Below are 20,946 nucleotides of genomic sequence, written 5' to 3' on the forward strand. Positions count from 1 at the left end.
CCGGGTGATCCGGAGAGTGTGATCAGCGGGCAGCTGGCGTACTGGAAGGACGCGCTGGCCGATGCCCCGCCGGAGCTGGCGCTGCCGGTGGACCGGGCTCGCAGGGGCGAACCCTCCTTCCGCAGCGGAACGGTGGACGTCGATGTGACCGCGCAGACGCACGCCCGCCTGATCGAGGTGGCCGGGCGCGGCCGGGCGACGATGTTCATGCTGGTGCATGCCGCGCTGTCGGTGCTGCTGTCGCGGATGGGCGCGGGATCGGACATCCCCCTCGGTACGCCCGTCGCGGGGCGCGGGGACGCGCAGTTGGAGGGGCTGTCGGGGTTCTTCGTGAACACGCTGGTGCTGCGGGCGGATCTGGAAGGTGATCCGTCGTTCGCCGAGGTGCTGCGGCGGGTGCGGGAGGCGGACCTGGCGGCGTACGCGCATCAGGATGTGCCGTTCGAGCGGCTGGTGGAGGAGCTGAACCCGGCACGCTCGCTGTCACGCAATCCCCTGTTCCAGGTGATGCTCGCGCTGCAGAACGTACCCGAGGCCGAATGGCAGCTCCCCGGCCTGCGAGTCACCCCGCTGCCGCCGGCCGCCGCACCCCCGGCGCGGTTCGACCTCTCCGTGACGTTGGGTGAGCGGCGGGCTGCGGATGGCTCTCCGGCGGGTCTTGGGGGCGGGATTCTGTACGCGGCGGATCTCTTCGACGAATCGACTGTGCGGTCCCTCGGCGACCGTCTCGTACGGGTGCTGGAGCAGGTGGCCGCCGATCCGCAGGTGCGGCTGAGCGAGATCGACGTACTCGATGCGGATGAGCGGGCGCGGGTGGTGGGGGAGTGGAACGCCGACACCCGGCCGGTCGGCCCGCTGTCCGTGCCGGAGCGCTTCCGGGAGTGGGCGGTCCGGGCCCCGGACGTGGCCTCGGTGCGCTGCGGATCCGAGGAACTGTCGTACGGGGAGCTGGATGCCCGGTCGAATCGGCTGGCCCGCTACCTGCGTCGGCAGGGTGTGCGCAGGGAGTCGCGGGTGGGTCTGCGGTTGCCGCGGGGTGTCGACATGGTGGTGTCGATGCTGGCGGTGTGGAAGGCCGGGGGTGCGTATGTGCCGCTGGACCCGGAGTACCCCGCCGACCGCCTGGAGTTCATGGTCGCGTCCAGTGAGGCGCAGGTCGTGCTGGACACCGCCGTGCTGGCGGGCGCGCAGGAGGCGATTGCCGCGGAGTCTGCCCTTCCGCTCGAAGTGGAGATAGATCCCGACCAGTTGGCATACGTGATCTACACCTCCGGCTCCACGGGCCGCCCCAAGGGGGTGGCAGTTCCCCACCGAGGCCCGGCCAATCTGGTCGAGACGATGGGTCCGGTGCTCGGTGCGGGGCCGGGTGAGGTGACGTTGCAGTTCGCGTCGTTCAGCTTCGACGCCTCGGTGCTGGATGTCGCCGCCACCCTGGCGACCGGCGGCACTCTGGCGGTCGCCGCGAGTGAGGAGCGCACCGATCCGCAGGCCCTGGCCGCCATGGTCGAGCGAAGTGGTGTCACCGTCGCGAGCGTGGTGCCCTCCCTGCTCGGGGTCCTGGACCCGCAGACCGTCCCCGGCGTGCGGAACTGGGTGCTGGGGGCCGAGCGCCTCACGGCCGACCTCGCCGCCAAGTGGCGGGCGGCGGCCGGGTTGTGGAACACCTACGGCCCGACCGAGTCCACGGTTATCGCCACGGCTGTGGCGCTCGAGGAGGGCATCAGCGCGGACGATCAGCCGCCGGCGATCGGCCGCCCGTTGCCCAACACCCGGGTCTACGTCCTGGACGACTTCCTGCGCCCGGTGCCGATCGGAGCCACCGGCGAGGTGTATCTCGCCGGTCCGGGTCTGGCCCGCGGCTACCTGGGCCGCCGGGAGCTGACCGCGGAACGGTTCGTGGCCTGCCCGTACGCCGAGGGCGGGCGGATGTATCGCACCGGTGACCTGGCGAAGTGGAGCGGCGACGGGCTGCTGCACTTCCAGGGCCGCGCCGACGAGCAGGTGAAGATCCGCGGCTTCCGCATCGAACTCGGCGAGATCGAGTCGGTCGTCGCCGCCCACGAACACATCGCCCAGGTGGCCGTCATCGTCCGCGAGGACCGGCCCGGCGACCCCCGCCTGGTCGCCTACGCCGTCCCCGTCGAGGGCGGCGGACTGGACCCCGCCGCCGTGCGGGAGTTCGCCGCCGCCCGGCTGCCCGAGTACATGGTTCCGGCCACGGTGATGGCGCTCGACGCGCTGCCGCTCACCCCCAACGGCAAGCTGCACAAGTCCGCCCTGCCCGCGCCGAGCTACGCCAACCTGGTCTCGGCGCAGGCGGCACAGGGTGAACTCCAGGAGACGCTGTGCGCTCTCTTCGCCGAGGTGCTCGGCCTGGAGCGGGTCGGGCCCGACGACAACTTCTTCGACCTGGGCGGCAACTCGGCCCTGGCGATGCGGCTGGCGGGACGGGTCCGTACCGAACTCGGCGCCGAGCTGAGCATCCGGCAGTTCTTCGGCGCCTCGACCCCGGTCGGCGTGGAGCGGCTGCTCGGCGCCAAGCTACGGCCGCCGCTGCGGGCGGTCGAACAGCGGCCGGCCGAGCTCCCCGCCTCCGTGCACCAGCAGCGGGTCTGGCAGGCGGAACGGGCGGCCGGCTCGGATGCGACGAGCAACCTCGCCGCCGCGCTGCGGCTCGAGGGCGAACTGGACGTGCCGGCTCTGCGGGCGGCGCTCGCCGATGTGGTGGCGCGGCATGAGCTGCTGCGTACGCGGTTCCGGGAGACTCCAGAGGGCACGCTGGTGCAGGAGCTGGCCGAGGCCGGCGACGACGTCGTACACGCCGGGCCGACGGTGCTGCCGGCGAGCGAGGACGAGTTGCCCGGGCTGATGGCGTCCCGTATCCGGCAGCGCTTCGACCTGACCCGGGAGGTGCCCTGGGCGCAGCATCTCTTCACGCTCTCGGCCACCGGGCATGTGCTGCTCCTCGTCATCCATCCGATCGCGGCGGACGAGTCCTCGGTGAATCTGCTGATCCGCGACCTCGCGGCCGCTTACGGGGCACGCCGCGAAGGGCGGGCGTCGGAACGGGCGCCGCTGCCGCTGCAGTTCGCCGACTACGCGCTCTGGGAGCGCGAGCTGCTCAAGGGTGAGGAGGAGGCGGAGAGCCTGGTCGCCGATCAGCTCGAGTACTGGAAGGCCGCCTGGGCCGACGCGCCGCCGCGGACCGAGCTGCCGACGGACCGGGAGCCGGCGGCCGGGCGGGACCGGCGCACCGCCTCCGTCCCGATCCGGATCGCGGCGGACACCCACGCCCAGCTGCTGGACGCGGCCGACGCCGCCGACGCGACCACCTTCACGGCGGTGCACGCCGCACTCGCGCTCCTGCTCTCCCGGCTCGGCGCCGGCACGGACCTGATGCTGGGCACCGTACTGCCGCGGCCGGACGGCGAGGAGAGCCTGGAAGGCGTGGTCGGACCGCTGTCCGGCCTGCTGTCGCTGCGCCTGGACACCCACGGCAACCCGGCCTTCCGCACCCTCGTCAAGCGGGCCCGGGAGGCGTACCAGGAAGCGCTGCAGAACCAGGACGTGCCCTTCGACCGGCTGGTGGAGCGGCTGGAACCGAATGCGCGGGGGGCCCATCACCCGGTCTTCCAGGTGCTTTTGGACGTGCGCGACGACATCGCCGAGAAGTGGGAGGACGCGGGGCTGCCGGGGCTGGCCACCACCAGGCTGCCGCTGCCGCCGCAGGGCTCCGCGCTCGACTTGCGGCTCACCCTCACCGAGAGCTTCGAGGACTACGGGGACCCGGACGGCATCGTCGGCAGCCTGGACTACGCCGTCGACCTCTTCGACGAGTCCGCCGCCGCCGCCCTCGCCGGCCGGCTGGTGCGGGTGCTGGACCAGGTCGCGAGGGATCCGGAACTCCCGATCGGCCGTATCGAGCTGCTGGACGAGGCCGAGCAGGCCCTGACCGAGCGGCCGGCAGCAGCGCCCGGCGACCAGGGCACGGACGTGCAGTGGCCGGACGGCACCCGTGCCCATCTGCTGGACTTCTACCTCCGTCCGGTCCCGCCGGGCGCGCTGGGCGAGGTGTACGTCACCGGCCCGGCGCTCGCGCACCGCTACCCGGACGCGTCCGGCGAGACCGGCAGCCGCCTCGTCGCCAGCCCCTTCGGCCACCACGGCGAACGGATGCTGCGTACCGGCCAGTGGGCTCGGCGCGGCGCCTCCGGCCTGCTGCTGCCGCACGCCGCGGGCGACCCGGACCGGCACCGGCGTGACGGCGTCGGCCGACGCACCGTCAGAAACTCCGAGGACCTCGGGGTGCTGCTGCCGCTGCGCGCCGAGGGCGATCGCCGGCCGCTGTTCTGCATCCACCACGGCACCGGGCTGAGCTGGAGCTACGCCACCTTGCTGCCGCACCTTCCGGCCGATCTGCCGATGTACGGCATCCAGGCGCGCGGCCTCGCCGGCCCGGAGCCGCTGCCGCAGAGCATGGAAGAGATGGTGGACGACTACATCGCCCAGCTGCGGAGCGTGCAGCCGCGAGGCCCGTACCGGCTGACCGGCTGGTCCTTCGGCGGCGTCGTCGCGCAGGCCATCGCGTGCCGGCTGGAGGAACTGGGCGAGCAGGTCGACCTGCTCGCGCTGCTCGACGCGTATCCGTACCGGGACGTCGGATCCGTCGGCAGCGACCAGGAGGGCGGCTTCGGTCCGGTGGACGGCAGGGGCAGCTGGGACGAGGACAGTGGCGCCGGTCCCGGCCGGGACGTGGAGGCGCGCGGGGCGCAGCTGGAGAACATGCGGGAGGTCATCATGAACATCGTCGGCCTCATCCGCGACCACACCCCGCGCCGCTTCGGCGGCGACCTGCTGGTGTTCGTGGCGACCGAGCGGCGCACCGAGAAGCTGCTGGCCACCGAGGCCATCGCGAGCTGGCGCCCGTATGTCGCCGGGAACATCGAGACCCACGAGGTCACCTCCAGCCACGAGGACATGCTCGAATCCGCGCACCGGTCCGGCATCGGCCGCGTGCTCACCGCGAAGATCCGTGCCGGAAGGGGCGATTGAGATGGCAGCTGAGAAGTCCTTCGACATCATCCCGAACCATGTGCGGGAGGGAATGGAGCCGCCGCCGGGCCTGGAGGTGATGAGCGAGCGGACGCCGCTGCTCGAGGACACCGGGCCGGGGCTGATCAGCTGGGTCGCCACGGGACGGGACGAGGTACGGGAGATCCTCGGCGATGCCCAGTGCCGCTTCTCCACCCGGCCGCCGGCCGACAGCGAGGCGGAGTCGCGGGAGATCACCCAGATCGGCAATCCGCTGATGCACGACCCGCCGGAGCACACCCGGCTGCGCAGGATGCTGGCGCCGGAGTTCACGCTGCGCCGGATGCGCCGGATCGAACCGCAGGTCGAGCGGATCGTCGAGGACCGCCTCGACGTCATGGAACGGGCCGGCAGCCCGGCCGACTTCATGCGGCACTTCGCCTGGCCCATCCCCGGCCTGGTCGGCTGCACGCTCCTCGGCATCCCCCGCGACGACCAGGCGGAACTCGCCCGCCACCTCGACCTCAGCCGGCGCGACAACCGCGGCTGGCGGGCCCGCCGCGCCTCCGCCAAGGCCTTCGACGACTATCTGGCCCGCTACGTCGCCGCGAAGCGCCGCGACCCCGGCGACGACCTCGTCAGCGGGCTGATCAAGGAGCACGGTCCGGAGGTCACCGACAAGGAACTGGTGGGCCTGGCCGCCTCCGTCATGGCCGCCGGGATCGAGAACATGGTCGGCATGCTGGGCCTGGGCATCCTGGCGCTGCTCGACCACCCGGACCAACTCGCCGCGCTCCGCGGGAAACCCGAGCTGATGGACCGGGCGGTGGAGGAACTGCTGCGCTACGCCACCGTCGTCGCGGTCGCCTCACCGCGCACGGCGCTGACCGAGGTGCGCATCGGCGAGCACACCATCCAGCCCGGGCAGGTCGTGTCCTGCTCGCTGCTGGCGGTCAACCGCGCCCAGCCGGACGAGACCGCCAGGGATCATCTCGACATCCTCCGCGAGGGCAGCAACCACCTGGCCTTCGGCCACGGCATCCACTACTGCGCGGGCGCGGCCCTGGCCCGCATGGAACTGCGGATCGCCTTCGCGGCTGTGCTGCGCCGCTTCCCGGACCTGCGGCTCGCGGTGGCCCGCGAAGACCTGCGGTTCCGGCCGCCGTGGATGGCCACCTTCGGCATCGAGACCCTCCCGGTCTCCTGGTAACGGAAAGGCACCACATGCCGCAGCCACCGGAACTGCCCCCGCACCTGCGCCGCGACGGCGTGGACCCGCTGCCCGAGCTGACCCGGATGAGCGGCAGCACGCCCGTCGCCCGCGACCCCGGGGTCTTCGACTGGGTCGTCACGGGGCGCGCGGAAGTACGGGCGGTGCTCAGCGACACCGACCGGTTCAGCTCCGTGCCGCCCGTACAGCAGAAGGCCATCTCGCAGCCCAAGGAGGCCGGAAATCTGCTGCACTACGACCCGCCGGAGCACGGCCGGCTGCGGAAGCTGCTGGCGCCGGCCTTCACCAACCGGCGCTTGCGCACGATGGCGCCGGCCGTCGATGCGGTGGTGGCCGAGCGGCTCGACGTGCTGGCCGGGAACGGGCCGCCGGCCGACCTGATGAGGCACTTCGGCTGGCCGGTGCCGGGCCTGGTCAGCTGCGCGCTGCTCGGCATTCCGCGCGACGACCTCGCCCAGCTGGGGCGGATGCTCGACGTGCGCTCGCCCAGCCGGATGGACGCGCACTCCGGCAGCCGTGCCCGTCGGCGGGTGGCGGCGCAGAAGGCCTATATCTCCTACCTCGGCGGCATCGTCGCGCGGCAGCGCCGGGAGCCCGGCGAGGACCTGCTCGGCAACATCATCCGCGATCACGGCGCGGAGCTGACCGACGCCGAACTGGTCGGCGTCGCCAACTCGTTCCTCACGGGCGCGCTGGAGAACTCCACGCAGATGCTGGGCCTCGGCGTCCTCACGCTGCTGCAGCACCCGGACCAGCTCGCGCTGCTGCGCGCGCGGCCGGAGCTGCTGGATCAGGCGGTGGAGGAACTGCTGCGCCACGTCACGGTGGTGTCGACGGCGTCGCCGCGGACGGCGCTGGAGGACGTGACCCTCGGCGGGCAGCAGATCAAGGCTGGTGAGACCGTCTCCTGCTCCCTCCTCGCGGTCAACCGCACAAGGCTGCCCGGCGGCCCCGAGGACCGCCTGGACCTCACGCGCGCGGACGCCTCCTCGCACCTGGCGTTCGGGCACGGCGTCCACCACTGCATCGGGGCCGCGCTCGCGCGCCTGCAGCTGCGGGCCTCCATCGCCGGGCTGCTGGCGCGGTTCCCCGGGCTGCGGCTCGCCGTTCCGGAGGCCGAGCTGCGGTTCCGTCCCTTCGCCGCTCAGTACGGCGTGGAGGAGCTGCCGGTCGCCTGGTGACACCGGCGGCGGCCCGGTCAGGGCCGCCGCCGGCGTCAGTGCCCGGCCGGTGTCATTCGGCGCCGGGGGAGCAGCGATAGAGGGTTTCCTGGTTCTGCGGGCTTGCCTGGTTCTGCGGGTCTGCCTGGTTCTGCGGGCTTGCCTGGTCCTGCGGGTCTGCCTGGTTCTGCGGCCCCTTCGGGGCCTTCGGGCTTTCAGCTTCCTTCGGCTCCCCCGGGCCCTTCGGGCTTTCAGCTCCCTTCGGCTCCCCCGAGCCCTTCTCCCCCGGGCCCTTCTCGCCCGGCTGCTGTGCGCCGTACTCCTTCGGCTCGACCTTGGTGCACGTGGACCTGACCCAGTCGTTGATCTGCCCCACCGAGCTACCGGGCTGCGACGCGCCCGTCTTCCCGTCGCCGCCGCGCACCAGTGCGAAGCGCAGCTTGCCGTCCGCGACCAGCTTGCGGTACTCGGCCAGGGTCGCCGAGTTGGCCCCGCCCGTGAACCCGCCGAGCGGCAGCAGGGGCAGCGCCTTGGCGTAGATGTACGGGGCCGCCGACTCCCAGTTGTCGGTGGAGAAGGTGTACTCGGCGCCGCGGTTGTGCTTTTGGACGTACGCGAGGAGCCTCTCCTGGTCCTCGCTCAGCCCGGTCGCGATGCCGCCGCCGGAGCTGCCCGGCTGCCCGGAAGCCACCGGCCCGGCCGCTGAGGCGACCGGCCCGCTGCTCTTCTTCCCCGGCTTGTCACCCTTCGGCCGGTACGGCGGCCCGGCGTACGCGTCGAAGGACGAACCGGCGTACGTGGAGTCCAGCACCGACAGCGACCACGCCGTGGGCGCGGCGAACATCGCGACGCAGCCCGCCACCAGCCCGGCGACCCCGATCCGGCGGGACAGCCGGGCGTCCGGCAGCACCGCGTACACGAGCGCCGCGCAGGCCGCGACGGACGCCGCGAGGACCACCGGCGTGAGCCACGGCATGAAGTCCCGGTAATCCGCGGCCACATGCAGCGTCCAGACCTCCTGGACGACGATGGCGGCCGGCAGCACCAGGGTCAGCGGCGGGCCGAGTGCGGTGCGGTGGATGCGCCACAGCGCCACGATGCCGGCGGCCGCCAGCGCGGCCAGCGCGGGCGCGAGCAGGGTGACGTAGGCCGTGTGCGGGACCCCCATGCCACTGAGCAGCACAGCCGAGGTGAGCAGCCACGCGCCCCACATCAGATAGCCGGCCCGCCGCTGGTCGGTGCGCGGAGCGCGGCGATGTCGTGCAAGGCCGAGGACCAGGGACAGCAGCGCCAGCGGATACAGCCAGCCGATCTGGGCGGCGAACCGCGGGCCGAAGAGCTTGCCCCAGCCCTCGGTGTCGGGCATGGCCTGGGGGCCGCCCGCGTTGGCGTCGGTCTGGCTCTGCGACGGCGGCGCACCCTGGAACGTCCCCTTGAACGAGCCGTCGATCAGGCCGTCGTGCAGACGGTCGAGCCCGTTGTAGCCGAAAACCATGGCGAAGGCGCTGTTGTTGGTCGTGCCGTCCGCGTACGGGCGCGAGCTCTCCGGGGTGAAGGTCATCAGCGCGACCCACGACAGTGACACGGCGAGCAGTACGCCGCCGGCCGCCAGCAGCTGCCCCAGCCGCTTGCGCAGCGGGTGCGGGGCGGCGACGAGATAGCCGAGGGCGAGCGCCGGAACGACGACCCAGGCCTGCATCATCTTGGCCTGGAAGCCCAGCCCGATCCATACGCCGCTGAGCATCAGTGGGCCCAGGCGGCCGGTCATGACCGCCTTCTGGTACTGGTCCGCGGCCAGCACCAGGCACATGGTGAGGGAGGCATCGAGTATCGCGTGGCCGAACATCGACGCGGCCACCGGCGTCATGGTCAGCAGCCCGGCCGCGGCCAGCCCGGCCACCGGACCCTGCCAGCGGCGCACCACCCGGTACAGGACCAGCACCGAGACCACGCCCTCCAGGACCTGGGGCAGGGTCAGCGCCCAGGCGTGAAAGCCGAACAGCCGGGCGGCCAGCGCCTGCGGCCACAGAAAACCGCCGACCTTGTCCATGGTGATGGTGGCGGCCGGGTCGAGGGCGGTGAAAAAGAACGCGTGCCAGCTCTCCGACATGCTGCGGGCGGCCACCGAGTAGTACGGGGCGTAGGAACTGCTGGTGAGATTCCAGCCGTACAGCACGGCGGCGAGCGCGGCCACCCCCAGCAGCGCCGGGCGGGCCCAGGGCGGCTGGTCCGGGGGAGAGCGCCAGAACCACCGGCGGTGGGGCGGTGGGGCGGTGCCTGGGGAGGTCGCGGAGGTGGTCGCCGCAGCAGTCAGTGTCATCGCCTCACCGTGAAAGGCACCCGGTAACCGTGCGGTCACAAGCGCTTGCGGAATCGACAGTTGGACGGCCGCGGCTGTGTCCGCCGTGTGACCGCCGTCCGCGTAGAAACTGCTGCATGCTCATCACACGTAAGCGCACCAAAGCGCACCCCTTGATCGCCGCGTCCGCTCTGCTTGTCGCCGCTTTCGGTGCCGCCGGCTGCTCCGGTGAATCGAAGGCCGCCGACTCGGGGAGCAGTCAGTCCCCTGGCACCCAGGACAGGGGATTCACCCAGGCGCTGGCCTACTCGAAGTGCATGCGGGAGAACGGCGTGCCCGACTACCCGGACCCGGAGCAGGACGCCGACGGCCGGGTCATCATGAACCCCGGCAACGGCCAGGACGACCCGAAGACCCAGCAGGCGATGGAGGCCTGCCGCGACCAGATGCCGCAGGGACGCTCCCGCGAGAACGGCGGCAAGATGGACACCTCGAAGGTGACCTCGTGGGCGAAGTGCATCCGCGAGAACGGCATCCCGAAGTTCCCGGACCCGGAGATCGACGGCACCCGGCTCAACGTACCGCTCGGCAAGATCGGCATGATGCCCGACGACCCGAAGCTGCAGCAGGCCTCGCAGGCCTGCCAGGACAAGTCCCCGGGCGGCGAGCTGTACTTCACTGACGGGTCCGAGCAGTGACGACGCCGGACCACACCCCTGGATCGCGGGATCCCGGCGGGGCGGAGGGCGACCCGGCCGCCACGCTGGAAGTGCGCGGCTCCGGTGCCCTGGCCACCGAGCAGCCGGCCGGGGCAGCCATCGCCCCTTCAAACCCGGGCCCTGCGGCGCCCGCCCCTGTCCCCGCCACCGGCGGCGCGGGCCAGGGCGGCGCCGTCGACGGCGAGGAGCCGCCGCCCAGCCGCCGCAAGCGGCGGCCGCTGCGCACCAGCCTGATCGTGCTGGTGGCGATCACCGTGGCCGCGGCCGCGGGGCTCGCCGCCACCGGCACGCTGGGCGGCAAGGAGGACGACAAGCCCGAGGCCTCCCAAGGCTCCTCGGCGACGGCGAAGGTGCAGCGCACCTCCCTCACCGACACCCAGACCGTGGACGGCAACCTGAGCTACGGCGACGCCTCCACCGTGCTGGGCCAGTCCTCCGGCGGCGGCACCAATCCGGGAGAGGGCGGCGGCTCCGGGATCGTCACCTGGGTGCCCAAGGCCGGCGACACCATCAAACGCGGCGGGGACGTCTACCGCGTCAACCAGCAGAAGACGCCCCTGCTCTACGGCAACATCCCCTTCTACCGCACCCTGCAGTCCGGCGACTCCGGCAGCGATGTCAAGATCCTCGAGCAGAATCTGAAGGCCCTCGGCTACGACGGCTTCGTCGCCGACTCCACGTACAACGACAACACCGCCGCCGCCGTGAAGGAGTGGCAGGACGACCTGAACCGAGAGGAGACCGGCACCGTCAAACTGGGCGACGCGGTGGTGGCCCCTGGGGCCAGGAAGGTCTCCGACGTCAAGGCCGAGGTCGGCGCCCCACCCAGCGGCGCCGTGTTGTCCTGGACCGCGACCGAGCGGGTCATCAGCGTGGACCTCGACGCCCAGTACGAGGACCTCGTCAAGAAGGGCACGAAGGCGCAGGTCAAACTGCCCGACGGGACGAGTGTCGAGGCGACGGTCACCGAGGTCGGCTCGCCCTCCAACGCCGCCGACGAGCAGTCCGGCGACTCGGGCTCCGGCGACTCGGGCTCCGGCGACAGCGACAAGGCACCGACCCTCCCCGTCGAGCTGAAGGTGAAGGATCAGAAGGGTCTCGGCAACTATCAGGCGGCGTCGGTCGACGTCACGCTGAAGTCGGAGAGCCGCAAGAACGTGCTCGCGGTCCCGGTCAGCGCCCTGGTGGCCAAGGACGGCGGCGGCTACGCGCTGGAGGTCGTGAAGTCCTCGGCGCCGAACGGCGTCGAGTACGTCCCGGTCAAGCTCGGCATGTTCGCCGACAGCATGGTCGAGGTCTCCGGCGCCGGCATCTCCGAGGGCACGGTCGTGGGGGTCCCGAAGTGACCGCACTGTCCCACCCGGTGGTCGACCTCGCCGGGGTTTCCAAGTCCTACGGCGACCTCGCCGCGCTGCAGTCCGCCGACCTGGTGATCCACCACGGCGAACTGCTCGCGGTGGTCGGCCCCTCCGGCTCCGGCAAGTCCACGCTGCTCAACATCATGGGCACGCTGGACCGCCCCTCGGAGGGCAAGGTCCGTATCGGCGGCCACGACATCGACGAGCTGCGCGACCGCGACCTGTCCGCGCTGCGGGCCGCCACCATCGGCTTCGTCTTCCAGCAGTTCCACCTGGCGCAGGGCATACCGGCGCTGGACAGCGTTGCGGACGGGCTGCTCTACAGCGGCCGGTCCCGCGCCGAGCGGCGCGAGCTGGCCGAGCGGGCGCTGCGCCGGGTCGGCCTCGGCCTGCGGCTCTACCACGAGCCGCACCAGCTCTCCGGCGGCGAGAAGCAGCGCGTGGCCATCGCCCGCGCGGTGCTCGGCGACCCACCGCTGCTGCTCGCCGACGAGCCTACCGGCGCGCTGGACTCCCGCTCCGGCGCGGTGGTGATGGAGCTCCTGTACGAGCTGCACGAGTCCGGCACGACGGTCGTGGTCATCACCCACGACCGCGATATCGCCGCATCGCTGCCGCGGGAGGTCCGGCTCAAGGACGGCCGGATCGAGCACGACTCGGCTGTCGGCGCGGCGGCCGGCGAGCTGACAGCCGGAGGGAGCGCCCGATGAGCCTGTCGTCCCCGCCCCGGGAGACCGGGGCCGCCCCCTGGCGCAGCCTCCCGGCACCGCCGCGCCCCAAGGCGGCCCGGATGGGCCCGGCCGATGTGGTCCGGGTCGGCGGCTCGGGGCTGCGCGCGCGGCCGATGCGAGTGTTCCTGTCCGCGCTGGGCATCGCCATCGGCATCGCCGCCATGATCGGCGTGGTGGGCATCTCCTCGTCCTCCACCAACGACCTCAACCAGCGCCTCGCCGCACTCGGCACCAACCTCCTGACGGTGTCCCCCGGCGAGTCCTTCGGCGGTGGCACCGCGCACCTGCCCGAGCGCTCCCTCTCGATGATCGGCGACATCCCGGACGTCGAGTCGGTCTCCGCCCTCGGCAAGACCAGCGCAAAGGTCTACCGCAACGACCTGATGCCGAAGGAGGAATCCGGCGGCCTGCGCGTCACCGCCGCCCGGACCGACCTGCTGAAGTCCATCGGTGGCGAGCTCACCGACGGCCGCTGGCTCAACGCGGCCAACAGCGAGTATCCGGCCGTCGTGCTCGGCGCCAACGCCGCCTACCAGCTGAACATCCACCACGCCGGACCGGAGGTACGGGTCTGGCTCGGCGACCGCTGGTTCACGGTCGTGGGGCTGCTGGCGGCGAACGAGCTGCTGCCCGACCTGGACAACAACGCGATGATCGGTTGGGGCGTGGCCAAGCAGGAGCTCGGCTTCGACGGCTACCCGACCACCGTCTACGTCCGTGCCGAGGAGGACGCGGTCAAGGACGTCCAGGCGAAGCTCGGCGCCACCGCCAATCCGGAGGTGCCGAGCGAGGTCGACGTCTCCCGCCCCTCCGACGTACTGGCGGCGAAGGAGGCCACGGACGACACCCTGAGCGGACTGCTCCTGGGCCTCGGCGGCGTGGCGTTGCTCGTCGGCGGCGTCGGCGTGGCCAACACCATGGTCATCTCCGTCCTCGAGCGCCGCTCCGAGATCGGCCTGCGCCGCTCGCTGGGCGCGACCCGCGGCCAGATACGCACCCAGTTCCTGGCCGAGGCGCTGCTGTTGTCCGTTCTCGGCGGCATCGGCGGCGTACTGCTCGGCATCGGCGTCACCATCGGCTACGCGACGTACCAGGACATGACCACGGTGGTGCCGGTCTGGGCGATGGCCGGCGGCGTCGGCGCCACCCTCGTCATCGGCGGCCTGGCCGGCTTCTATCCGGCTGTACGAGCCGCCCGTCTGCCCCCCACCGAGGCGCTGGCCACCTCGTAGTCCCGCTGCCGGTTTCGCCCCGGACCGCGGTGCCCCTGCTGACGACCCCCGAGCAGCAGGGGCATCGCACCACCTCGTGCTGGAGGCAGGGAAGAAGGGACGCAGGGCGATCGATAACCTGAGCGCAGAGTCGACCTGCCGACGCGCGTAAACAGCGAGGTGAGAGCCCACATGTTCACCACCCGTCCGACCCTCCAGGGCACCTTCGGCATGGTGTCCTCCACCCATTGGCTGGCCTCGCAGTCGGCGATGGCGGTTCTGGAGGACGGCGGCAACGCGTACGACGCCGCCGTGGCGGGCGCGTTCGTCCTGCACGTCGTGGAACCGCACCTCAACGGGCCCGCGGGCGAAGTGCCGATCCTGCTCGCGCCGGCGGGCGGTGAGGTGCGCGCGCTGTGCGGGCAGGGCGTCGCGCCGGCCGGGGCGACGGTCGCGCACTACCGAGGGCTCGGTCTGGACCTCGTCCCCGGCACCGGGCCGCTCGCCGCCGCCGTCCCCGGCGCCTTCGACGCCTGGATGCTGCTGCTGCGCGACCACGGCACCAAGTCCCTCGCCGACGTCCTGAAGTACGCCATCGGCTACGCCGAACACGGGCACGCGCCCGTGGAGAACGTCGGAGCGACCGTCGAGAGCGTGCGGGAGCTGTTCGAGACCGAGTGGACGTCGTCCGCGGAGGTGTATCTGCCGGGCGGGAAGGCCCCCCGTCCCGGCGAGCTGCTGCGCAATCCCGCCCTCGCCGCCACCTGGAAGCGACTGCTCGCCGAGGTCGCCGGAGTGGGGGACCGGGCGGCGCAGATCGAGGCCGCGCGGGAGGTCTGGCGCACCGGCTTCATCGCCGAGGCCCTGATACGGCAGGCGCGCCGGCCCACCATGGACACCAGCGGCGAGCGCCACACCAGCACCCTGACGGCCGACGACCTCGCCGGCTGGTCCGCGACGTACGAGGCCCCGGCGACGTACGACTGGAACGGCTGGAGGGTGTGCAAGGCCGGCCCCTGGAGCCAGGGCCCGGCCCTCCTCCAGCAGCTCGCGCTGCTCCCACCCGAGCTGCCCCGGTACGGGTCCGCCGACTACGTCCACCTGCTGATCGAGGGCTGCAAGCTCGCCATGGCCGACCGGGAGGCCTGGTACGGCGACGCGGTCGAAGTACCGCTCGGCGAACTGCTGTCAGCGCGGTACAACGCCGGCCGGCGGGAACTCGTCGGCGACAAGGCCTCGTACGAACTGCGGCCCGGCAGCCCCGGCGGGCGCACCCCGCGACTGTGTGCCCACGCGCGCGTGGTGATCGGCGACGAGCCCGGTTTCGACGCGCTGGGCGCCGGGGAGCCGACGGTCGCGGTGCGCGACGTGCCGGGCGTCGGCGAGCCCACCGTCGCCAAGCACCCCACGTCCCCGGTGCCCGGCGAACCCGAAGTCGCCGCCGACGGCGGCACCCGCGGCGACACCTGCCACCTCGACGTCGTCGACCGCTGGGGCAACATGATCGCCGCCACCCCCAGCGGCGGCTGGCTGCAGTCCAACCCCGTCGTGCCCGAGCTGGGTTTCCCGCTCGGCACCCGGTTGCAGATGACCTGGCTGGAGGAGGGCCTGCCGAACTCCCTCACCCCGGGCCGCCGCCCCCGCACCACCCTCACCCCCTCGATCGCGCTGCGCGACGGAGTTCCGGTCATGGCCTTCGGCACGCCCGGCGGGGACCAGCAGGACCAGTGGCAGCTGCACTTCTTCCTCGCGGTCGCGCTGCGCGCCCCGGTCCGCGGCGGCCTCGACCTCCAGGGCGCGGTCGACGCCCCGAACTGGCACAACGACAGCTTCCCCGGCTCCTTCTACCCGCGCGGCATGCGACCGGGCAGCGTCACCGTGGAGGCCCGCATGGACGCGGACGTCGTCGAGGAACTGCGCCGACGCGGGCACGACGTGACCGTGGGCGCCCCCTGGTCGGAGGGACGCCTGTGCGCGGTCGCGCGGGACCCGCAGACCGGGATCCTGTCGGCAGCCGCGAATCCGCGGGGCATGCAGGGGTATGCGGTGGGGCGCTGAGCCCGTTGTCGGTACCGGGAGGGGGAGGCAGGCAACGGGAGGCCGGCACTGCGAGGCCGGCACCGCCAGGCCGCCCTGGCCAGCCTTTGAAAGGAACGGCAGGGCAGCACCTAAGGGGCGCGAGGAACGGCGCGACCAGCCCCCACCGACCGGCAGCCGCGAGACAACGGCCACCACCCCTCCGAGAGCGACCGGCGGCGCACACCAACCCCGCCACTGCCGCACCGCGCCCCACACCAACCCCACGCCCACCCCCGCCCCCCCCACATCCCGGTATTCATGGTGATTCCACCCGCTGTGCACCGGGCGGGTGGGGATTGTCAGTGGCGCGTGCTCTCATGGAGTCATGATCGGAGACACGGAAACCATCGACGAGTTTCTCAGCGAGTTCCTCACCCGGCACGCGGCCGATGTGGAGGAAGCGGTGCGCAAGGCGGCCGCGGCCGAGATCATGCCGCGCTTTCGTCGGCTCGCAGCGCACGAGGTCGACCAGAAGGCCGGCCCGCACGACCTGGTGACGGACGCCGACCGCAAGGCCGAGCAGTACCTCACCAAGACACTCGGCGCCCTCCTGCCCGGCTCGGTCGTGGTCGGCGAGGAGGCGGTGCACGCCAACCCGGCGTCGTACGAGGCGATACAGGGCGACACACCGGTCTGGATCGTCGACCCCGTCGACGGGACACGGCAGTTCGTGCACGGCGACCCCGGATTCTGCACGCTGGTCGCGCTCGCCCAGGGCGGGGTCCTGCTCGCCTCGTGGACGTACGCCCCCGCCCGCGATCAGCTGGCCACGGCCGTGCGCGGCCAGGGCGCCTTCCTCGACGGCGAGCGGCTGCGCTCCGGCGCCCCCGACCCCGGCCGCGACCTGCGCATAGCCACCTCCCACCCCGACTACACGACCGACGAGGAGAAGCGCGCGCTGCTGGGCCTGTGGACCGAGGGCGTGGCACCGCGCGCCTGCGGCTCGGCCGGCCTGGAGTATCTCGCCCTCGCTCGGGGCGAGTCGGACGCCACGGCCTTCTCCTGGGAAGCCGCCTGGGACCACGCGGCGGGCATCCTGCTCGTCGAGGAGGCGGGCGGCGCCCACCTGACGCTCACGGGCGAGCCGTTCCGCATCAGGGGCCACAACAGCCTCCCGTTCACCGCGGCCCGGGACGCGGCCACGGCCCGCCGAGTGGTCGGGCTGCTCAGCGCGTCGTAGGCCTCGGGGTACGCCCCGCGGCCCCGGGCTGTCAGTCCTCCGTCATATCCTGATCCTCACTGGCCATCGGCTGACGAAGGGGTCCGAAGGTGGTGTCGATGCTCGATGCGGTCGTGGTGGGTGCGGGGCCGAACGGACTGACGGCCGCCGTGGAGCTGGCCCGCCGCGGCTTCTCCGTGGCCGTGTTCGAGGCCCGCGACACCGTGGGCGGGGGAGCGCGCACCGAAGAGCTCACCCTCCCCGGCTTTCGGCACGACCCGTGCTCCGCGGCCCACCCGCTCGCCATCAACTCACCCGCGTTCCGTGCCCTGCCCCTGGAGCGCTACGGCCTTCAGTGGCTGCACGCCGACCTGCCCATGGCGCACCCGTTCACCGACGGCACCGCCGCCGTCCTGTCCCGGTCGGTCGGCGAGACGGCCGCCTCGTTCGGACCACGCGACGCGGGGACGTACCGCAGACTGGTCGCGCCCTTCCTGCCCCGGTGGGACACCCTCGTCCGCGACTTCATGTCCCTGCCGCTCAGCGCGCTGCCCCAGGACCCGGTGACCCTCGCCCGCTTCGGCCTGGTCGGCCTGCCCCCGTCGACCTGGCTGACCCGCCGCTTCCGCGACGAGCGGGCGAAGACCCTGTTCGCCGGCCTCGTCGCGCATGTGATGGCCCCGCTCGGCGGCTTCGCCACCGGCGCCATCGGCCTGGTCTTCGCCCTCGCCGCCCACGCCCGCGGCTGGCCCGTGGCCCGCGGCGGCTCCCAGTCCATCTCCGACGCGCTGGCCGGGTACCTGAAGGATCTCGGCGGCACCGTCCACACCGACTACGAGGTCAAGCGCCTCGACGACCTGCCGCCCGCGCGTGCGTACGTCTTCGACACCTCGCCCACCGCACTGGCCCGCATCGCCGGCCTCGGCCGCTTCTACGAGGGCTACCGCTACGGTCCCGGCGTATTCAAGGTCGACTACGCGCTGGACGGCCCCGTGCCGTGGACCGCGGAGGAGGCGCGCAGGGCCGGCACCGTGCAGATCGGCGCCGACAGCGCGGAGATCGGCACCGCCCTGCGCGCGGCGTCCCGGGAGGGCCGCGCCCCCGACAAACCGTTCATGATCACCGTGCAGCCCAGCGTCGTCGACTCCACCCGGGCCCCGGCCGGCAAGCAGGTCTTCTGGGCGTACGGCCACGTCCCCAGCGGCTGGACCGGCGACCTCACCGACGCCCTCGAACGCCAACTGGAGCGCTTCGCCCCGGGCTTCAGCGACCGCGTCCTCGCCCGCGCGACCACCGGCCCGCCCGAACTCGCCGCCCGCAACGCCAACTACATCGGCGGCGACATCGCCTCCGGAGCGGTCAGCGGACTCCAGATCCTGCTGCGCCCCAAACTGTCCCTGTTCCCGTACGGCACCCCGCATCCGGCCGTCTTCATCTGCTCGTCGGCCACCCCGCCGGGGCCCGGCGTGCACGGCATGTCGGGGCACAACGCGGCGAAGGCCGTCTGGAGGAGGCTGCGCCAGACATGACCACCCTCACCCTCGCCCAGGGCGACATCACCCGCGTCAGCGTCGACGCGATCGTCAACGCGGCGAACTCCTCGCTGCTCGGCGGCGGAGGCGTCGACGGCGCGATCCACCGCCGCGGCGGTCCGGCGATCCTCGAAGCCTGCCGCAAACTCCGTGCCTCGCACTACGGCAAGGGCCTGCGCACCGGCCAGGCGGTCGCCACCACCGCCGGCGAGCTGGACGCGCGCTGGGTGATCCACACCGTGGGCCCGCGCTACAGCCAGGAGGAGGACCGCTCGGAGCTGCTGGCCTCCTGCTACCGGGAGTCGCTGCGCGTCGCCGACGAGCTGGGCGCCCGTACGGTCGCCTTCCCGGCGGTCTCCGCCGGCATCTACGGCTGGCCGATGGAGGACGCCGCCCGGATCGCCGTGGAGACGGTGCGGGCGACGGATACGTCGGTCGAGGAGGTCAGGTTCGTCCTCTTCGACGACCGGGCGTACGAGGCGTTCGCCAGGCAGGTCCAATAGTGCCTGTAGCAGGGGTGCGGCGTCAGCGGATGCGCAGCACGTCTAGTGCGGTGAGCGCCACGTGCAGTTCGGTGCGCCGTTCGCCGGATTCGAGGTCGCAGTCGAGGAGTCGCTCGATGGTGCGCAGGCGTTGGTAGATCGTCTCTCGGGACAAGCTGCCGCGGCGTGCGGCGGTGGTCTTGTTGCCCGCCGCCTCCAAGTAGTGGCGCAGGGTCGTCAGCAGGTCGGTGCCGTGGCGGGTGTCGTGGTCGATGAGGCGGCCGAGCAGTCGTTCGACGTAGTCCTGGACGCGGGTGTCCTCGCGGAGCGCGTACAGCAGCTGGCGCAGGCCGACGTCGGACAGTTCATGGAAGGACCTGCCGTCGGGCGGGGGCCGGCCGGGCAGTGCCGCCTCCGCCACGCGGGCCGCCTCGCGGAAGGAGCGGGCGGCGTCGGAGAGGTCCGTGACCTTGGAACCGACGCTCACGATCGCCCCCGGGGCACGATCCAGCACATCGCGGCTCAGCCGTTCGACCGTGGGCCGCCAGGGGTGGGACGGGCGCACGGCCAGCAGGATGCCGAGGCGGTCGGGGGCCAGCCGGCCGACGAGGGCCGGGATGCCTGCCGCGCCGAGTTCCTGGGACAGGAGCATCTCCTGCTGGGCGTCGTCGCGGTCCTCGCGTACGCCGGTGTCCACCAGCACCGCGAGGAAATCGCTGCCGTCGGTGGGCAGACCCAGCGCCGCGAAGCGGGCACGGGAGTCCTCGGGGGAGCGGTGCCGCTGTTCGGCCAGATCGCGCAGGGCGCTGCGGTGGGCGGTTCGTTCCCAGGGCGTGGTGTGGATGAGGCGGGCGATGGTGAGGGCCATCGCCGTTCGCTCCAGGACGGTGACGTCCTCGGATCCGAAGGCCGCGGAAGTATCGGAAGTCGCGGAAGTCGCGGAAGTCGCGGAAGTCGGGGATGTCGCGGAAGCAGAAGGGAGCATGACCACGCGACCCCAGCGTTCGCCCTGGTACTCCACGGGGACCACCAGCCAGCCCTCCCGGCCAGGCGGGAGCGCTCTGGAGCGCTGTTCCCAGTCGGTGAGCGCCTCCTCGACCGTGCTGCCGGAGGGCTCGCAGATGAGCGCATGGTGCACCAGGTTCTCCAGGACGACCGTGCGGCCGCTCATCTCGGCCGCTGCGCGCACCACGTCCTCCGGTCCCGCGCCCCGCAGCGTCAGCGCGGTGAACGCCTCGTGGATGCGCTGGGTCCGGCGCATCGCGTCCGTCTGGTTGCCCAGGATGAGGGTGTGGACGACCTGGGTGACCTCCAGGAAGTTGACGTCCTGGGCCAGGGTGACGAGCGGGAGGTCACGGGTGCGGCAGGCCTGGACGAGCGGGTCGGGCGGGCGGTGGTAGCGCCGGACGAGTTCGATGACCAGGGCCGCGGCGCCGACGTCGGCGAGTTCGTCCACGTACCGGCGCACGCCCGCCGGGTCCTCGGGCAGGGGCATGCCGGTCGTCAGGACGAGTTCGCCGCCCTTGAGGAAGGAGGCGGGGTCGGTCAGCTCGGTGATGTGGACCCAGCGGACCGGCCGGTCGAGGCCGGTCACACCGGCCACGACCTGCGGCTGCCCCGCGGCGAGAACGGGGAGGGTCAGCACGTCGGCGACGGTGAGCGGGCGGCCGGTCCTGGCGGCGTCGGGGCCGGACCCCACCGGCGGCCGGGACCCTTCGGGGTTCTCGCTCATGGTGCCTCCCTGGTGCCCGGACACTGTGACAAGAGTGGTTGACCTGTGCAAGAACCACTCTGCGGCCACCGCGGCGGTCCCGGTCCGGCCGATGCGCCCGGGACGGTTGACACAACGTCCGAACACGACGTCCGAGATGGACAGATCAGGCGTTGTCGCCGTCCGGGCGGGCAGGGATGCTCGAAATGCCGGAGTAGACCGCAACCCACGCCCCGGGAGACG

Annotated in this window: 13 protein-coding genes; 11 read left to right on the forward strand and 2 right to left on the reverse strand. The window is 72.5% G+C overall.

Features of this window, described 5'->3' with window-relative positions; all coding sequences use genetic code 11:
* The first annotated feature begins 18 nt into the window (after positions 1-18).
* From AB0I77_RS16585 to AB0I77_RS16595, 3 genes are read left to right on the forward strand one after another with little or no spacing between them, the layout of a single operon-like run.
* A complete protein-coding gene (locus tag AB0I77_RS16585; RefSeq protein WP_363283267.1) occupies positions 19-5,052 on the forward strand; it encodes an amino acid adenylation domain-containing protein in 5,034 nt (1,677 codons plus the stop codon).
* Between the two features lies 1 nt (position 5,053).
* Complete coding sequence (locus AB0I77_RS16590) at positions 5,054-6,241, forward strand: cytochrome P450 (RefSeq protein WP_363283268.1); 1,188 nt, start codon at positions 5,054-5,056, stop codon at positions 6,239-6,241.
* A gap of 14 nt (positions 6,242-6,255) precedes the next feature.
* Positions 6,256-7,443 (forward strand): cytochrome P450, encoded by a 1,188-nt coding sequence (locus AB0I77_RS16595; RefSeq protein WP_363283269.1) that lies wholly within the window; start codon positions 6,256-6,258, stop codon positions 7,441-7,443.
* A 52-nt stretch (positions 7,444-7,495) separates the two neighbouring features.
* Here the strand turns inward: AB0I77_RS16595 and AB0I77_RS16600 are convergent, their stop codons facing one another.
* The gene (locus AB0I77_RS16600) at positions 7,496-9,742 is read right to left on the reverse strand and encodes a glycosyltransferase family 39 protein (RefSeq protein WP_363283270.1); all 2,247 of its coding nucleotides are present in this window, start codon (positions 9,740-9,742) and stop codon (positions 7,496-7,498) included.
* Between the two features lie 116 nt (positions 9,743-9,858).
* Here AB0I77_RS16600 and AB0I77_RS16605 point away from each other — a divergent pair, with 116 nt between their 5' ends.
* From AB0I77_RS16605 to AB0I77_RS16640, 8 genes are all read left to right on the forward strand, one after another.
* Positions 9,859-10,419, forward strand: a complete 561-nt coding sequence (locus tag AB0I77_RS16605; RefSeq protein ID WP_363283271.1) for a hypothetical protein — start codon at positions 9,859-9,861, stop codon at positions 10,417-10,419.
* Positions 10,416-11,786, forward strand: a complete 1,371-nt coding sequence (locus tag AB0I77_RS16610; protein WP_363283272.1) for a peptidoglycan-binding protein — start codon at positions 10,416-10,418, stop codon at positions 11,784-11,786. Before AB0I77_RS16605 ends, AB0I77_RS16610 begins: the two co-directional genes overlap by 4 nt.
* Positions 11,783-12,508, forward strand: coding sequence for an ABC transporter ATP-binding protein (locus tag AB0I77_RS16615; protein WP_363283273.1), 726 nt, complete (start codon positions 11,783-11,785; stop codon positions 12,506-12,508). The genes AB0I77_RS16610 and AB0I77_RS16615 overlap by 4 nt, the downstream gene beginning before the upstream one ends.
* On the forward strand, positions 12,505-13,761 hold the full coding sequence (locus tag AB0I77_RS16620) for an ABC transporter permease (protein ID WP_363283274.1): 1,257 nt from the start codon (positions 12,505-12,507) through the stop codon (positions 13,759-13,761). The genes AB0I77_RS16615 and AB0I77_RS16620 overlap by 4 nt, the downstream gene beginning before the upstream one ends.
* Before the next feature lie 171 nt (positions 13,762-13,932).
* On the forward strand, positions 13,933-15,798 hold the full coding sequence (locus AB0I77_RS16625) for a gamma-glutamyltransferase (protein WP_363283275.1): 1,866 nt from the start codon (positions 13,933-13,935) through the stop codon (positions 15,796-15,798).
* Between the two features lie 346 nt (positions 15,799-16,144).
* Entirely contained in the window at positions 16,145-16,999 is an 855-nt protein-coding gene (locus tag AB0I77_RS16630; RefSeq protein ID WP_363283276.1) for an inositol monophosphatase family protein, read from the forward strand.
* Between the two features lie 98 nt (positions 17,000-17,097).
* Complete coding sequence (locus tag AB0I77_RS16635) at positions 17,098-18,507, forward strand: NAD(P)/FAD-dependent oxidoreductase (protein WP_363283277.1); 1,410 nt, start codon at positions 17,098-17,100, stop codon at positions 18,505-18,507.
* Positions 18,504-19,013 (forward strand): O-acetyl-ADP-ribose deacetylase, encoded by a 510-nt coding sequence (locus AB0I77_RS16640; RefSeq protein ID WP_363283278.1) that lies wholly within the window; start codon positions 18,504-18,506, stop codon positions 19,011-19,013. The genes AB0I77_RS16635 and AB0I77_RS16640 overlap by 4 nt, the downstream gene beginning before the upstream one ends.
* 22 nt (positions 19,014-19,035) lie before the next feature.
* On the opposite strand, the gene AB0I77_RS16645 is transcribed toward AB0I77_RS16640, so the two are convergent.
* Positions 19,036-20,724 (reverse strand): PucR family transcriptional regulator ligand-binding domain-containing protein, encoded by a 1,689-nt coding sequence (locus tag AB0I77_RS16645; protein ID WP_363283279.1) that lies wholly within the window; start codon positions 20,722-20,724, stop codon positions 19,036-19,038.
* Between the last annotated feature and the right edge of the window lie 222 nt (positions 20,725-20,946).

The sequence above is a fragment of the Streptomyces sp. NPDC050619 genome (genome assembly GCF_040654815.1).
GTDB lineage: Bacteria > Actinomycetota > Actinomycetes > Streptomycetales > Streptomycetaceae > Streptomyces.

Bases quoted from the DNA above. Each gene is read 5' to 3' on its own strand.
- AB0I77_RS16630 (WP_363283276.1), top strand. From the start codon at position 16,145: ATGATCGGAGACACGGAAACCATCGACGAGTTTCTCAGCGAGTTCCTC.
- AB0I77_RS16605 (WP_363283271.1), top strand. From the start codon at position 9,859: ATGCTCATCACACGTAAGCGCACCAAAGCGCACCCCTTGATCGCCGCG.
- AB0I77_RS16595 (WP_363283269.1), top strand. From the start codon at position 6,256: ATGCCGCAGCCACCGGAACTGCCCCCGCACCTGCGCCGCGACGGCGTG.
- AB0I77_RS16640 (WP_363283278.1), top strand. From the start codon at position 18,504: ATGACCACCCTCACCCTCGCCCAGGGCGACATCACCCGCGTCAGCGTC.
- AB0I77_RS16645 (WP_363283279.1), bottom strand. From the start codon at position 20,724: ATGAGCGAGAACCCCGAAGGGTCCCGGCCGCCGGTGGGGTCCGGCCCC.
- AB0I77_RS16590 (WP_363283268.1), top strand. From the start codon at position 5,054: ATGGCAGCTGAGAAGTCCTTCGACATCATCCCGAACCATGTGCGGGAG.
- AB0I77_RS16620 (WP_363283274.1), top strand. From the start codon at position 12,505: ATGAGCCTGTCGTCCCCGCCCCGGGAGACCGGGGCCGCCCCCTGGCGC.
- AB0I77_RS16635 (WP_363283277.1), top strand. From the start codon at position 17,098: ATGCTCGATGCGGTCGTGGTGGGTGCGGGGCCGAACGGACTGACGGCC.
- AB0I77_RS16625 (WP_363283275.1), top strand. From the start codon at position 13,933: ATGTTCACCACCCGTCCGACCCTCCAGGGCACCTTCGGCATGGTGTCC.
- AB0I77_RS16600 (WP_363283270.1), bottom strand. From the start codon at position 9,742: ATGACACTGACTGCTGCGGCGACCACCTCCGCGACCTCCCCAGGCACC.